This is a genomic window from Vibrio sp. 10N.222.46.A1, assembly GCF_041473595.1.
Lineage (GTDB): Bacteria > Pseudomonadota > Gammaproteobacteria > Enterobacterales > Vibrionaceae > Vibrio > Vibrio tasmaniensis_A.
This window is the reverse complement of sequence record NZ_JBFRSN010000211.1, coordinates 1-14,799: the sequence shown is the minus strand read 5'-3', so window position 1 is coordinate 14,799 and position 14,799 is coordinate 1. Positions and strand designations below refer to the sequence as shown.

At 44.9% G+C, this 14,799-nt stretch carries 12 protein-coding genes; 4 read left to right on the top strand and 8 right to left on the bottom strand.

Annotated elements, in window-relative coordinates; all coding sequences use genetic code 11:
- Positions 1-989 (top strand): glycerol-3-phosphate dehydrogenase (gene glpD / locus AB4496_RS07175; RefSeq protein WP_372130742.1); only part of this gene is annotated, 989 nt, incomplete at its 5' end.
- Between the two features lie 281 nt (positions 990-1,270).
- Here the strand turns inward: glpD and AB4496_RS07170 are convergent.
- Positions 1,271-1,507 carry a YdcH family protein gene (locus AB4496_RS07170; RefSeq protein ID WP_009845921.1) on the bottom strand — a complete coding sequence of 79 codons (237 nt, stop codon included), beginning with the start codon at positions 1,505-1,507 and terminating at the stop codon, positions 1,271-1,273.
- A gap of 667 nt (positions 1,508-2,174) precedes the next feature.
- Here AB4496_RS07170 and AB4496_RS07165 point away from each other — a divergent pair.
- On the top strand, positions 2,175-3,215 hold the full coding sequence (locus AB4496_RS07165) for a DUF1214 domain-containing protein (RefSeq protein ID WP_032555092.1): 1,041 nt from the start codon (positions 2,175-2,177) through the stop codon (positions 3,213-3,215).
- A 106-nt stretch (positions 3,216-3,321) separates the two neighbouring features.
- On the opposite strand, the gene AB4496_RS07160 is transcribed toward AB4496_RS07165, so the two are convergent.
- From AB4496_RS07160 to AB4496_RS07130, 7 genes are all read right to left on the bottom strand, one after another.
- On the bottom strand, positions 3,322-4,236 hold the full coding sequence (locus AB4496_RS07160; RefSeq protein ID WP_009845923.1) for a LysR family transcriptional regulator: 915 nt from the start codon (positions 4,234-4,236) through the stop codon (positions 3,322-3,324).
- A 217-nt stretch (positions 4,237-4,453) separates the two neighbouring features.
- Positions 4,454-5,698 carry an NADH:flavin oxidoreductase/NADH oxidase family protein gene (locus AB4496_RS07155; RefSeq protein ID WP_009845924.1) on the bottom strand — a complete coding sequence of 415 codons (1,245 nt, stop codon included), beginning with the start codon at positions 5,696-5,698 and terminating at the stop codon, positions 4,454-4,456.
- A 176-nt stretch (positions 5,699-5,874) separates the two neighbouring features.
- Positions 5,875-7,323: a DUF1254 domain-containing protein gene (locus tag AB4496_RS07150; RefSeq protein WP_032555093.1), complete on the bottom strand. Its 1,449-nt coding sequence runs from the start codon at positions 7,321-7,323 to the stop codon at positions 5,875-5,877.
- 12 nt (positions 7,324-7,335) lie between these two features.
- Entirely contained in the window at positions 7,336-8,013 is a 678-nt protein-coding gene (locus AB4496_RS07145) for a hypothetical protein (protein ID WP_009845926.1), read from the bottom strand.
- Between the two features lie 61 nt (positions 8,014-8,074).
- Positions 8,075-9,613 carry a sulfatase-like hydrolase/transferase gene (locus AB4496_RS07140; protein WP_009845927.1) on the bottom strand — a complete coding sequence of 513 codons (1,539 nt, stop codon included), beginning with the start codon at positions 9,611-9,613 and terminating at the stop codon, positions 8,075-8,077.
- Positions 9,614-9,798: 185 nt separating this feature from the next.
- Positions 9,799-10,695, bottom strand: a complete 897-nt coding sequence (locus AB4496_RS07135) for a LysR family transcriptional regulator (protein ID WP_009845928.1) — start codon at positions 10,693-10,695, stop codon at positions 9,799-9,801.
- 17 nt (positions 10,696-10,712) lie between these two features.
- Positions 10,713-11,864, bottom strand: a complete 1,152-nt coding sequence (locus AB4496_RS07130) for an anaerobic sulfatase maturase (RefSeq protein ID WP_102258287.1) — start codon at positions 11,862-11,864, stop codon at positions 10,713-10,715.
- Positions 11,865-12,106: 242 nt separating this feature from the next.
- On the opposite strand from AB4496_RS07130, the gene AB4496_RS07125 reads away from it, so the two are divergent.
- Positions 12,107-13,507 (top strand): DUF1254 domain-containing protein, encoded by a 1,401-nt coding sequence (locus tag AB4496_RS07125; protein ID WP_032555095.1) that lies wholly within the window; start codon positions 12,107-12,109, stop codon positions 13,505-13,507.
- 140 nt (positions 13,508-13,647) lie between these two features.
- On the top strand, positions 13,648-14,760 hold the full coding sequence (locus AB4496_RS07120) for an OmpP1/FadL family transporter (protein ID WP_009845931.1): 1,113 nt from the start codon (positions 13,648-13,650) through the stop codon (positions 14,758-14,760).
- Positions 14,761-14,799: the final 39 nt, after the last annotated feature.

The following is a 14,799-nucleotide window of genomic DNA, read 5'->3' as shown; positions in this document are numbered from 1 at the left end:
GCGGCATCTGGCATGTGACGATCCTTGATGTCATGACCAACCAACGCTTTGAACGTAAAGCGAAAGCACTGGTCAACGCAGCTGGTCCTTGGGTTAAACAGTTCTTTGATGATGGATTAGAGCAGGCTTCGCCTCGTAATATTCGTCTGATCAAAGGCTCACACATTGTTGTGCCACGCATTCACGACGAACCACAAGCATACATTCTGCAAAACAAAGACAATCGCATTGTGTTCATGATCCCTTACCTAGATAAGTTCTCGATCATCGGCACCACCGACCTTGAATACAAAGGCGACCCACGTAACGTCGCAATTGATGATGTCGAAGTGGATTACTTGATTGATATTGTTAACCAACACTTTGTTAAACAACTTGGCCGTGAAGATGTGGTTTGGACATACAGTGGCGTAAGACCGCTTTGTGATGACGAATCTGATTCACCGCAAGCGATCACTCGTGACTACACGCTCGAATTAGACGCAGAGCTTGATCAAGCACCACTGCTTTCGATCTTCGGTGGCAAGTTGACCACTTATCGTAAGCTAGGCGAAGCAGCACTTAAGAAGTTAGAACCACACCTAACCAACATGGGTGCGCCTTGGACAGCCAACAACACACTTCCAGGTGGTAACTTCAGTTGTAGCAGAGAGCAGCTTGCGAAGATGATCCACACTAAATACCCTTGGGCATCTGAAGCGCTATTACTTCGTTACGTGACTCAATTCGGTACTTACACGTGGAAGCTACTGGAAGGAGCAAATTGCGAAGCTGACCTTGGCAACCAATTCTCAGGCGAAGCTCATGGCGTTTATCAAGTTGAAATCGATTACTTGATCAATGAAGAGATGGCGATGACTGACGAAGACATCTTGTGGCGTAGAACCAAGCTTGGCCTGTACATGAGTGAATCCGAGCAGCAAGCAGTAACGGATTACCTGAAAGAGAAGCTACAAAGCAAAGTAGTGAGCTTTTCTCAAGTCGGCTAATTCCACCAGCCTAAACATGGTTCAAGAACATATTTAACAACGAAGCTTAGCGTCCCCCGCGCTAAGCTTTTTTATATCCACCCTATTTGCAAAACCTTAGTGCTAACTGAGTTTGTCTATATCTACGGTTTCTTATATCCAAATATTCTTATGCGTTCAGATAGAGACTGGAATGCAGAAACAAAAAAAAACTCCCGAAGGAGTTTTTATTGTCTAAACCTGCAGTAACCGTTTAGCGATCTAACGATTTAACTTAGCTATTCAGCAAAACAACCCGCTAGCTAGGCAATTAAACGAGCATGCAGTGAATCTTTAAGCTCAGAACGATCATGTTTTAGTTGGTGCATCGAGCCGTCATCAATGGGTGAATCTTTCAGCTCTAGTTTACGAATCTCTTTATCAAGGTTGTCGTATGTCTTCATATCTTCTGCAAAGCCATCGTCAGTTTTAGCAAGCTCAGCAATTTTGTCTTTCATTTCAGGAAATTCGTGAACAAGAGAGTGATTTTCACCTAGCATAGAAACCTCTTAAGTTGAGTAAAGTGATTGGTAGTACACATTCATTATTTACCTTAGCAAGGGACTCAAATCACAAATGAGATCCAGTACACAGCCTAGAATATAGACAGTTTAGATTCACAAATTTACAACATAAATCGGCAGGGATGCGTTGTTTTACATAGAAGAAAGCCTCACGTAATCGCAAGGCTTTGTAGAAGTGAGTTCTTTATAAGAACAGTGACAGAAATGATAATAACAGCAGCTAAAAAGTATTTTCAAAAAAGGATTAGCTGCTACAACCACCAGAATGAACTCGATTCATTTGATCATGTGAAGGTGTGTCAGAGCCTGTCGATTGACATCCTGCCACAAACAATAGCGTTACAGATAAGATAAGCCATTTCATAATTAATCCTCTTTTAGTCATGACTAAAGCATAGTGCTTGAAAGCGCGGATACCTCAGTCATTAACTAAAGCCTTACCTGCCGATAAAGCCTTAGTTAATGAACAAAGCATCGCTTCATTAATTAACGACCTGTCTTCGTGCAAAAAACTTTCACCAAACGAACAAAAAACAGTCACAACTCTCTCTAAGCTTCACAAAAACCAGCCTTCCGATTCCTTTTGGTTATTACATAAATAACATCAATTCATTTCTAGAATCACCACCAAACCGATACATTAGTGTCATCTCCTAATGACGACCTCAAGGTAAACGATATGAAAAAGACCATTTTAGCAACACTGATTACCATCACATCAATGCAAACAATGGCAGCAGTTGAAGTAACCGACGAAAACTTCGCTCGTGCAGAAAGCGACCTTTACTTCACTCAACAGTTAGAGCATCAACCGGTTAATGTTTTTGAGCATAATCGCGAAAACGTAACGGTAGAGAACCAAATGATTATCCGCTCTAACACCGACCTGCTCTATTCAACCGCGGTTGTCGATGTCTCAGAAGGCGCAACATTCAAACTGGCGGAAGGCGATGCGTACCAGATCATGCATATCTTCAATAACAATCATGATAACCACATGGCCATTTATGGTGGCGAAGAAATTTACATCGACTCAGAAATCGCAGGTTCAGACTACATCTACATACTGATGCGAACTGCAACAAGTGCTGGCGCAGATGAAGCGCATCGACTGCAAGATGCGGCGGTCATTAATGCGAAATCAGCTAAGCCTTTTGAACCTGCTTCAGATTGGGATGATGCTTCTCGAGATAACGTCCGAGCAAAATGGGAGAAGCTAGTTAATGACATCAAGACAGAAGAAGCCTTCACACCAAACATCACAGCCACATCAGATAACAAGCAGTTTATGATTGGTACTGCAGTAGGTTGGGCTGGTATGCCGGCAGAGCATGCTGTGTATACGTCACGAGCGGGTACAGGTAAAACGGAATGTGCAAACATCACGTTTGAAGCACCCTCATTACGTTATGACGAAGGCGGTTATTGGTCAATTACAGCCTATTCAAGCCAAGGTTGGTTAATGACGGACAACAACAGCGCTGATTCAACGACATCAACACCCAATAAAGACGGTTCTTACACGATCCACTTTGCGCCAAAAGGGCAAACCTGTGACGCTGCAAATAACGTAATTGAAGTAAACGATGATGGCTGGAACTTTGCGGTTCGTGCATACCGTCCTAGTGATGAAGCGGTAGCATCAGGTGAGATGCACAACTTCCCACAGGTCACTGCTCAATAGCGGGGAATAACGACTGAATTGCGAGTGATTAGTGTTAATTAACTGGCAATAACAGCTGCTAACAATAACAGCTACTAACAATAACCTAGCCTCTCATTTGAGAGGCTTATTGCTTTTCTTTTATGATGGTTTGGGAGGTAGTGATAATTTTTCGCTTAAGCCATTGATTCATCGGGTGCATTCTCTTGTTATGAGATTCCACCAGCACGATTTTTTTGAGCTCTTCCGGTGCATAATCAGGAAAAGAGAGATAATCGAACTCTTCATTAAGATAAAGAGCAAGCTGCTTGGAACACGGTAGAATCATGTCACTTTGTTTAATGACCTCTAATAGCGTGTGCAAATACGAGCTTCTTGCTTTCACTTTAAGCTGCTCTGACGACAAATGCTTGGCGATATAAGGCTGAATATCATTCCACCCCGGTATCACCAAACTCGCGTATTCCGCTTCATCTATCTCTTGCTGTGAAATCACTTTGCCAGCTAATGGATGGCCGGTTTTAACCAACCCGACAAAGTCATCCTCACCGATAATCTGATGGGTAAACTGCTTATTCGTTTCGATTGGAGAAAAGTTGATAGCAGCTTGTATCTCGCCATCCAACAACTTTTTCAGCGTTTGAGAGCCCCAATTAACAATATTGACTTGAGCATTGGGCGCTTCTTGAATGAGACCAAGGCATAAACGCGCACCAAGCCAGTTCGAGATAAAACCGTTAATCGCAATCGTGATGTTGCCTTGATACTCGGCAGGGTCAAAGCTTGGGGTTTCAAGAATCACGTCGTCTAAGCTTTCCATGATCATTGGCAGTCGTTCACCAAGCTCTAACGCACGTGGAGTTGGCTTCAAACCGGAATGGACACGAGTAAACAATTCGTCATCAAAGTATTCTCTCAATCGCCCTAGTGCTTTACTCACTGCGGGCTGACTCAGCGCTAATTTATTGCCAGCAATGCGAGTATTTTGGGTTTCTAGCAAAACCAGAAAAACGCGGATTAAATTGAGATCCAATTGTTTCATAGTTACCTGTCATTAAAGTTTGGTCAGGGAGATATTTAGCCGTCTGGCGATAAAAGCTAACTTAGCGAATATCTCTCTCATTATGGCTCATTTGACGATTGATTCGCTTAACGATCTTTAACTCTTTCTTACTATCTAGACAAACTAAACAATAAATCATCATAGAAAAAGCGGAACTTCAATTCCTTAAAGTTCTGCTTTAACAATCCATGACTGCTTACGCTCTGCGCTTTTTGAAGGCGTGCCAGCCAGCGCTGAAAATTGTTTTTAACACCACACCTAATGCGCTTAGTTTAGGGTCGGCATTCTTGCCAGAGGCGATGCGCCACATTTGATGTTCATACCAAACCAGCCCGACCATCGCCATCCTGTCTAAAGCGGGCTTTCCTGTGGTTGGCACCGTTAGCGGCATACCGTGGCTAGGGTTTTCAATTAACTTGTTAGGGAAATCTGGATCAACCGCCATTGTGCGCGCAATACCAATAAAATCGGTCGCCGAGGTGTTTAATGCTTCATTCATTGCTTGCGCGGTTCGAAAACCACCCGTGACCACCAGCGGTGTGCTGACGAGTTTTCTCGCCTTCACCATGTAATCCATAAAATACGCTTCACGCTTTACTGTGCTGGCCTTGATTGATTCAGCCTTATTCTTTGAACCCATCATTGATGGGCTTTCATAGGTGCCGCCGGAGATCTCAATCAAGTCGATACCGTTATCACTCAATGTTTGTACAACCTGCATCGACTCTTCTTCAGTGAAGCCACCTTTCATGAAGTCGGCGCTGTTGAGCTTAATCCCGACGGGGAAATCGTCACCGACCTCTTTTCGAATCGCACGATAAGCCTCAAGCACAAAACGAAGTCTGTTTTCGAGTGAACCACCCCATTTGTCTTGGCGTTGATTGTGTCTCGAAGACAAAAACTGACTCACGAGATAACCATGAGCACCGTGGATCTGCACACCGGTAAAACCCGCTTGTTTTGAAAGCTTTGCACTCAGCGCGAATTTATCAATGATTGCAATTATTTCCTTCTCAGTCAGAGCTCGTGGCGTATTAAAGCCTTTTTCTAATCCGCGCTCTAAAGAGATAGCTGAAGGGGCAACTGGGCTATCACATAAGAATTTAGGGATTTGCTTACCTGGGTGATTCAGTTGCATCCATATCTGCGAACCATTCTGTGTTCCGGCACTCGCCCACTCACGAAATACGGTTAAGTCACTGTGCTCATCTAACACAACGTTTTTAGGTTCACCAAGCGCACCTCTATCGACCATCACGTTGCCCGTCATGGATAGGCCAATTCCTCCTTGAGCCCAACGCTGGTAAAGCGTGACTAAACCTTGCTTAGGGTTATGATGTTTATCACCTAGCTGTTCACTCATTGCCGATTTGAACAGGCGATTTTTGATCACTTGGCCATTAGGAAGAGAAAAAGGGTCGTTGAGGCAGATCGGATTCATGCGCGTGGTTACTTTCTTTGGTTTATATATTCAGTCCAGTATGCCCTATTTTATTCTACAGTTCTGAGCATTTAACGCCTATTTCGAAGCAAGTTTCGCTCAATAAAAAATGCCAGCGGCATAGCAGCTGGCATTAATCGATTATAAACAAAACCTTAAACAGGCGATTTAAGTCATCACTTTATCGTGGATTTTTTGACCTTAGTAAATGGTGTCGATTTCCATTTATCTGTTCTTACCTCTTCACCGGGCGTGTACATACGTAACACTGAATACCATTGATGATCGGGGATAGGTAAGAAGTTAGGATCATCTTCATGCCCTTTTACATCGCTACTCATGTAAATGGTGTAGCTGCCATCAGCATTAGGCGTTAGCGTTCTGTCTCCACGGGAATGACGGTTTAAGTCATTTTTCTCCATCAATCGGGTTTCACCACTGTAGGCCGTGTATGACCAAAAACCACCCTCTTCTAGCGGCGGCGCATCGAAGGTCACCGTGTAATCATACTTACTACCATCGAGCGCACCACCTTCACTATCGAAGAAGTCACCGCTGTACATAGTGTGTTTTGCAGGCAGCCCCCATTGGCCCATTAAGGTGCCGTAGGCGTGCTGAAAACTTGGAACCTTGGTCATTTCATCGCGAGTGCCTAATACGTCACGTGAATCATCAAAGCCCGCATTAATGATTCGTTCCAGTCCGTCTTTTTGACCAGACTCGATCATACTAAGCTGCTCTGCCGTAAATGGATGATTGGCTTTGCCTAATTCAACATCTCCTAAGCCAATGTACTCGAACAGTTCAAGCAGCTTTTGGTCATGCGTCTTCATTGTTCCTTCAGACAGGATGAAATTGGTTCGTTCGACCCAATTAGAATCTTCAGGGTCTGGATACTCGCGCTCAATAGGAACTGGCCCTTTCTGACCTAAGTATTCCGACAACGTCCTAACATTCCATTGATCCATTAACTTTTGAGCAGTTGCAGAATCGTCACCGCCAAGGTCCATGATTCGACCCATCATTTTGACCAGCGGGTGCTCGACATAGATGACTTGATCGACACTCGCAGGCACTTCACCTTTCCACCCTTCAACTGCATACATGAAACTGCCGCCTTTTGTGCCTCGCTGTGGAGAGCCAAAAGCCGAGTCAGTAAAGTGCTGCATATTCATGGTATGGAACAACCAGTATCGATTGTCATCATGGTCTGGAATCGTAACGATGACAGGCTCTGCTGCTAGATCCATCCAACCCATCAAATGTAACGTGTCATTGTTAATCGTCGGGTGCGCAGTGTAAGTGTCGTCAGCAAGTATTCGAATATTTTGGAATCGATTCAAAGGGTAATCTTGCTCAACGACGGTTTTGTAAAAGTATTTGTAGGCTTCATCTATCGAGTACGCGTACTCATAGGCAAGTTGTGCCAATAGCTGATTATCCTTTTTGAGCGACGCTAAACTCGCCATCTCAATGGGTAGAGTTTCCGTCTTGATCTCCATTGCTGTTTTTGTTGCCACAGATGCGCTCGTCGCGTCCACGGATTGGCTCGCGAGTACCGGAGACGGAAGTGCAACCATGAAAGCACAAGTCAGTGCTGCCGCAAGTATGTTTTTTTTCATCATTTAATGTCCTAACTAAAAACGAGTACGGAAGGTGATCCAAGTGTTGTTGTCAGTATCACCACTAAAAATGATGATGTTGTCACTATCGACCTTGTAGCCCAGCTGCATTTCAGCAGAGAAATCTCGAGTGTTCTCACCATCTAACCCGTAGGTGTATTGGGGGGCGAGTAGAAGATAAAATTGGTCAGCAAAATCGTACTTTAGATAGTTGATACTGCTGATGATTTGCGTGTCCTCAAACTTATTCTCCTCCTCCCACATTTGTCCGTACGTTATGGCGCTATAGAGTTTAAATTTGTCGCTTAACTTGAATGCTTGCATCACACCAATAGAGGCGTAGTTCGATGTTAGATCGTCGTTGGAGAAGTCGTGTCCAGCATCAACAAATAAGCCGGTGCCCGTTTTCTTATTGGGTGTGAAGAATCGTGCTCGATAGTTTTCAAAGTTGTTTTTGCCTTCCAGCTTACCCAACACACCCCAATCGCCACGATTCACGCCAAACTGGAAGGTAGCGCCAAGCCCTTTATTGCCCGCAATAATTTCACCTCCCGTATAAACAGCCATTGGATCAGCCATGTCACTGGCAGGTTCTTCTTGAGCGGAAACGGAAAATACAAAGGGGATAAGCGCAAAGATAGAGAGTGTAAAAGTGGAAAAGGTGCCCGTGAGCAGACGTAACGGTTTCTTCATATTATTGTCCGATAGTAAGGTGCGCTTGTTACAGCACACCTTGTATTAGTCGTATTTGGCGTTAGTCAGCAACCACTGATTTGTCTGCCATACCAATACCACCGGCTTTCTGTCTTGGTGGAAACGCTTTGAGTGACTTCTGATATTCCGCCGCTGATTTTTGTAGCTTTGGTAATACCCAAGACTTCTCTTTCATCCATAAGAACCAACCACGAGTATCAGGGCTACGCTCGTAAGGATCAGCCTTGATGTTGATGAGCATCCCTAGTGGCCACTCTTCAGGAGGCGCAATCCACTCCGTTTTGGTTTTTAGGTGCACTTTCCAATCATCCACTCGGAACGCATTCAAATCTTGCTCGTTGTAGAAGAAGAACTCATGACGTTGACTCGGTTCGCCTTTGGTCAACATATCCAACTGGTTATAACCATCCAAGTGAACTTGGTAACGCTCGCCATTTAACTCTTTTCCATCTAGCAGCTCTTGCTTAATGTCGCCTTCACCCACTGCAGCCATAATGGTTGGCACCCAGTCTTCAGAAGTCATGAAGCCATCGGTGTATTCACCTTGAGGGATTTTATCTGGCCAGCTGACCAGCATTGGTACACGGAAACCGCCATCCCACGTCGTGCCTTTTTGACCACGGAAAGAGGCAGAACCACCATCAGGCCAATGATCTAGGTTTACGCCGTTGTCTGAGGTAAACAAGATTATCGTGTTATCAATTTCACCAAGATCTTCTAACTTATCGAGTAATACACCGATCTGGTCATCAAGTTCAATCAAGCCATCGTAATACGTGTTGATTTGGCTCGCGCCTTGGTATTCCGGGCGCACGTGCGTTTTTTGGTGCATACGAGTCGGGTTGTACCACATGAAGTAAGGTTGTTCGTCTTTCTCTGCTTCATGTCTATCGAGCCAATTAGTAGCAAACTCCAAAAATTCGCCATCAACGGTTTGCATGCGTTTAGAGCCTAAAGGACCTTTATCTTCAATCGTTTGCTTTCCAACCACACCAAACCTTGGGTCTTCTTGCATGTCCACACTCTCGGTAGCGACAGTGTGAAGAACATTACGAGGGCGACCTCTGAAGTTAGGATCTGTTGGGAATTCCGGCTGTTCAGGCATCTCCATAACATTAAGGTGGTAAAGGAAACCGAAGAATTCATCAAAGCCGTGCACCGTTGGCAGGTGACTATTGTTATCGCCTAAGTGACTTTTACCAACATGCACGGTCGCATAGCCTTTGTCTTTCAACATTTCGGCTAGGGTTGGATCTTCTTTTTGAAGGCCAAGTGAAGAGCCCGGCTGACCGACAGACGTTAAGCCTGTTCGGAAAGGATATTGACCCGTGATAAAGGCAGATCGCCCCGCAGTAGAGCTGCCTTGTGCGTAGTAATCGCTGACCATCATGCCGCGTTCGGCAATTCGATCAATGTTCGGCGTATCCACCGCGCCTAAACCGCGGTGGTAGGCTGACAGATCTGTTGGGCTCACATCATCGAGCATGATGGCAACCACATTGGGTTGGCTCGCTGCATGTACGTTGACGCTCGCCAGTACCGAGAGCGCCAGAGCGGATTTAACAAAAGACTTATACATTTATAACCCTCATTCACTATGAGTAAATCGCTGAAGTCACAACGAAAATTGTGCATGTCTCAGCGAACCGTTGTTGAGGTAAATGGTATAAGAAAGACGCCAAAAATGGCTTGATAGCCACTATTACGATTATTAATAGTGGCCGTTAGAAAGGGGAGTTATTTAAAAGGAATAGTAGCGTGACACTAGGATTGAATAATCGACGTAATTTCTTTTTGAAGCCAATCCGTGAACGGGTTATTGCGGTTTGCTTGATGGGTAAACAGTGCCAATTCTCGACGATAGGTGTCTTTCAACAGTTCCGGCGGTAAGTCGATACAACGATAACAGTGATCAAGCAAATAGCGGCATTTCGACGATGTTATATAGATGAAGTCGCTGTCCTTAACGACTTCTAGCATCAAATTCATATTGTTACTTCTGAGCCCGATGTGTTTATCTAAGTCATATTTTTTGATCAACATTTCCGCCTTGGACGGCTGAATGTAACCAGGGATCATATTGATACAGAGTGGGTATTTCAGAATGTCCTCAAGGGAATTACCTTGAATTGGGTGGTCAGCTCTTAACACCAACATGAACTTATCAAAGCCAACTGGGCGCTCAGTAAGGGTTTTATTGACCTCCATGGGAAGATAGCTCACTCCCCAACACATTCGGTTGGTCTCTAGGGACTGGACGCCGTTTTCTAACCAAGGTGAACATTGAAACGTCACTTGCGGCGCTTCTTTGGTCAGCTTCTTGATTAATGGCACACCCACAGGGATCAACAGCGGGGAAGGCAACATGATTTGAACCTCCCCTCTTAAATCTTCCAACCCCCACTCATCATTGGGTATGTAAAGGTTATCTAACTGCTCTAATAGCAGAGGCAAGGTTTCGATAAGCTTTAAGCATTTTGGGGTGGGTTCAAGCCTTGCTTTATCTCGAACAAACAACTCATCATCAAATTGTTCTCTGAGTTTACGAAGCATGACACTGATCGTCGGCTGACTTACGTTCAAGGCTTTTGCTGCACTCACCGTTTGACGAGTTTCATTAAGCACCAAAATGAGTCGCAGTAAGTTTAGGTCTTTGGTCATGCCCTACTCCAAGTGATTTAGAAAAGTGGAAAGTACGCTGGCGAATACCCTTTTTTCATCGCTTCTACCATTGGCAATAATTTGGGTAATGCGTGACGAAAAAACATCTCATACCCTTGGCACAAATGATTCATCGGACTGCCGTCTTCGGTTGTTGCGATCCTGTTTTTAGGACAACCACCTTGGCAGAGTTCAACAAAATCACAACGTCGACAAGTGCTGTTTAACTCATCATATTTGTTGGTGCCAAACGCGATTTGTTCTGGTGAGCTCGCCATAGTTGCAAGCTTATCACTGTTCATGGTGCCCAATTGATGATCTTGATACCCATAATGGTCACAACTATAAACATTGCCGTCATGCTCAACCATTAATTGCTGCCCACAAGTCGCGCTGTGATGACACATTTGGCTTTGGTAGCCCATCAACACCATTAAACAGTTTTCAAAAAACTGGATATACACTTTGCCGACATCATTGGCGCTCCATGCATCAAACAAGTCGCAAAGAAATTGCCCCCACTGCTCGCCCGTTAACGACCAATCATGCCCTGTTCGTCTGTCTAACTCATGATCGATACAAGGTTGAAACTGCATGTAACCACTGCCATTTTCAACCAAAAACTGATAGATCGTTTTACCGTATTTGTAGGTTTTATTGTTCACGACCGTTAACGTATTAAAATCAACATTGTGCTTTTTAAGGTAAGACACCCCACGCATTGTGCGTTCAAAAGACGACTCGCCATTTTTATCGATCCGAGCGATGTCATTCAGAATATTGGGCCCATCGATACTGATGCCCATCATAAAATTGTGTTTAGCAAAGAAGCTCGCCCAGCGATCATTAATCATGGTTCCATTGGTCTGCATCGTATTCACGACGCGCTTTTTCGTTGCTTTGCTTGCCTGTGCTTTCATCGCCGTTTCATAGAAATCGAGCCCTCTTAACATAGGCTCGCCACCGTGCCAGATAAAATCCACTTGTTGATCTTTCATTGGCTGCGCGTCGATATGAGCACCGACAATTTGCTCCATCATGTCCAGAGACATTGACGATCTTTTATCGCCATCTTGTCTATTGAGATAATAGCAGTAGCTACAATCCAGATTGCACTGAGCCCCTTCTGCTTTAATGAATAAGCTAAAAGGATAAGTAGATGTGTTCATATCGATTCCCGTACTTTTTTGCCAACATATCAACCGAAAATCAATCAAACAATAGCGCCTCAGGCCCCCTACCTGCACATGTCGTCGAGTCGCTTCACCACTCCAAATTAATGTTAATTAAAACAAACACTTGAATGGCAAAAAGAGACTATTAACATCCTTAATATCGGCTATTACACTCCTTAATCTCACTTGCTCATATGATAAATGCCTAATCCTGTTCCTACGATCTAAGGTGTTCCATGAGAAAGCTCCTCTATAAGAAAAGTGTACTGACCAGTTTAGTGTGTTCTTTATCCAGTATTATCGCGATGCCATCCCTTGCCCAACAATCTATTAATCCTGAAGAAGAGCTCGCTTACAACCTAGGTGTTCAAGCATTTATCTATGGTACAGGCCCATTAACCGTGGCAGCGGTTAGGCAAACGACCACATCTGTTGATGCGCCAATGGACAACGCCATGGCACCATTGAATGAGATGGGTAAAACGCGCGTTCTATCCGGACCTCAGGATAGAATTGTACCTACCGTCAACAACGATACGCTCTACTCACAAGCTCACTACGATCTGGATTTATCAGGTCCAATGGTGATTGATATTCCTCGCACCGATAACCGTTATTACATTGTTCAGCTATTGGATGCTTACTCAGATTCGATTGAAGATCTGCATGTGAAGAATGTCGGCGACCAAGGTTCAAAAGTGCTGTTGGTTAACAAAGGATGGGCTGGCGAAGTGCCAGAGGGGATTGATCGTATCGTAGAGTCTCGCACTCCTATGGTTTGGTTAATTCAACGAACGGGCGTATTTGGCGAGCAAGATCTCAATGACGCATTGGTTACTCACGATAAATTCCTCAGCTACCCACTTGATCAACTCGGCGCAGAACACGACATCGTAGAGCTCAAAGCTTCGACAGGTCGCATCCCACCCATGGCGAGGCCTGAAGGGTTAGAGTGGTATTCGCTAATTGACCGTGAACTACGTAAAAACCCGATTCCAGAAGATGCTGCCATCGTTGATCAATTCCAACAAATTGGTATTGGAGGAACGACCCCCTTTAACCCGGAAGCACTAACTTCTGCACAGAAAAAAGGGTTAATGCGCGCGATTGAGTCTTCACAACAGATCATTCAATACGCTGGTCGAAGCATCGGTGATGTCAATAATGGCTGGTCGATGATGTACGAGGGTGGCCGCTACGGAAATGATTACCTGAGCCGAGCGAGCATCAATATGCGTGCGGCTGGTTTGAATGTGCCAGAGCGAGCACTCTACCCAAATCGATACACGGACTCGAATGGCGAGCAGCTGTCGGGAGACAATCAATATCGAATGACCATGCCTGCCGATGCACCCGCTGACGCCTTTTGGTCGTTGACCATGTACGACGCTAAAAACCTGTTCATGGTTGAGAACTTCATTCAACGCTACTCCATCTCGACCAATCGTAAAGATGAGCTGAAATACGCAGAAGACGGCACCTTGCCAATATGCATTCAATACGTAAAACCGTCCGATCCAACGTGTAACTGGCTGCCAGCCCCTCAAGATGACTTCTATCTTCACATGCGCCTGTATGAGCCAACTCAAGCCGTTCTCGACAATGAATACCCATTGCCACAAGTTGAAATACTCTAGCCCCATTTAGGTCAATTAAGTAGATCAAGTCGATTGCCACGGCGTTCTTAGTGTTCGCTCGTGGCAATTCGTTCTATCCCTAAATACATGACTCAAACTGCTAGCAACATAACTCATACAATGAAAATGAGGCTCTATTCTTGAAAACACCTTTCATCACACTGTCTCTGTTAGTAACAGGGATAGTCAGCTCTCTTGCTCACGCGGGAGGGTTAAATCTATCTCAGATTGCGACCACTAAAAGCGTCGGCACGGCAGGCACAGGGAACGTAACCGCGAACGATGCATCCGCCGTGCTCACCAACGCTGCAGGGTTATCGGCTATTGAAGAAAGTGCTTGGATTCTCGGCGTTCAATACCTCGATGTTGAAACCACTTTTGTCCGTGACGATAACTCGGCTTCGACCACAGGAAGCAGCGCGGATGTTCTCCCTCATTTGTCTTACGCATCAAGGCTCAATGACCAATGGGTCGTCGGCGCAGCATTGCATGCAGCTGGCGGCACTGGCGTTGAATACTCACACGGCGTTGGCGCGCACCCTGCTTTATTGATCAAAGAAAACAGCATTTCGGCACTCAACTTAACGTCGTCATTGTCATATCAGGTCAATGAACAGCTGTCTCTTGGTGGTTCTTTGATATTGCAGCACGCTGCGCTTGAAACTCAAGCCTTGAACGGTCTCGAACTCCAAGGGGATAGCCTTGATCTAGGGTTCGGTCTGAGTCTCAATCACCACATCAGTGACAACACACAATTGGGAGTCAGCTATCAGGGCCAATTTGATCACGACCTTTCCCTTGATAACGCCAACGCTTTTGGAATTAGCTCTGAACTGACCTGGGTTCGAAGCTTAAACTTAGGGTTGAAGCATTCATTAAATGAAGACTTAAACCTTCTACTCAGCTCCAACATGGAGACATGGCAAGATTATGATGACAAATACTCAACCACCTACTCTCTTGGGGTTGGTGTGGAATACGCATATGAGGATTGGTTGCTGTACAGCGGAGTGAGCGGTGACACGAGCCCTGTAAGCAGTCAAAACAGAGATGTGTTACTCCCGCTCGACAAACAGTGGCGTATCGGATTCGGCGCTGAGAAGAAGATATCCAATGACTTAAACCTAGGATTGAGCTACCAATACCAAGATTTAGGCCATGGTGAAATTAATGCTGACTCAGGACTATTTCAGCCTTCTGGCAGCTATTCGACCAACAGAGTTCACTTCGTCACTTTGTCTCTTCGCCATTAAAGCGAGATCTTAAGCGTTCCATTCTAGCTTCTAGCTTCT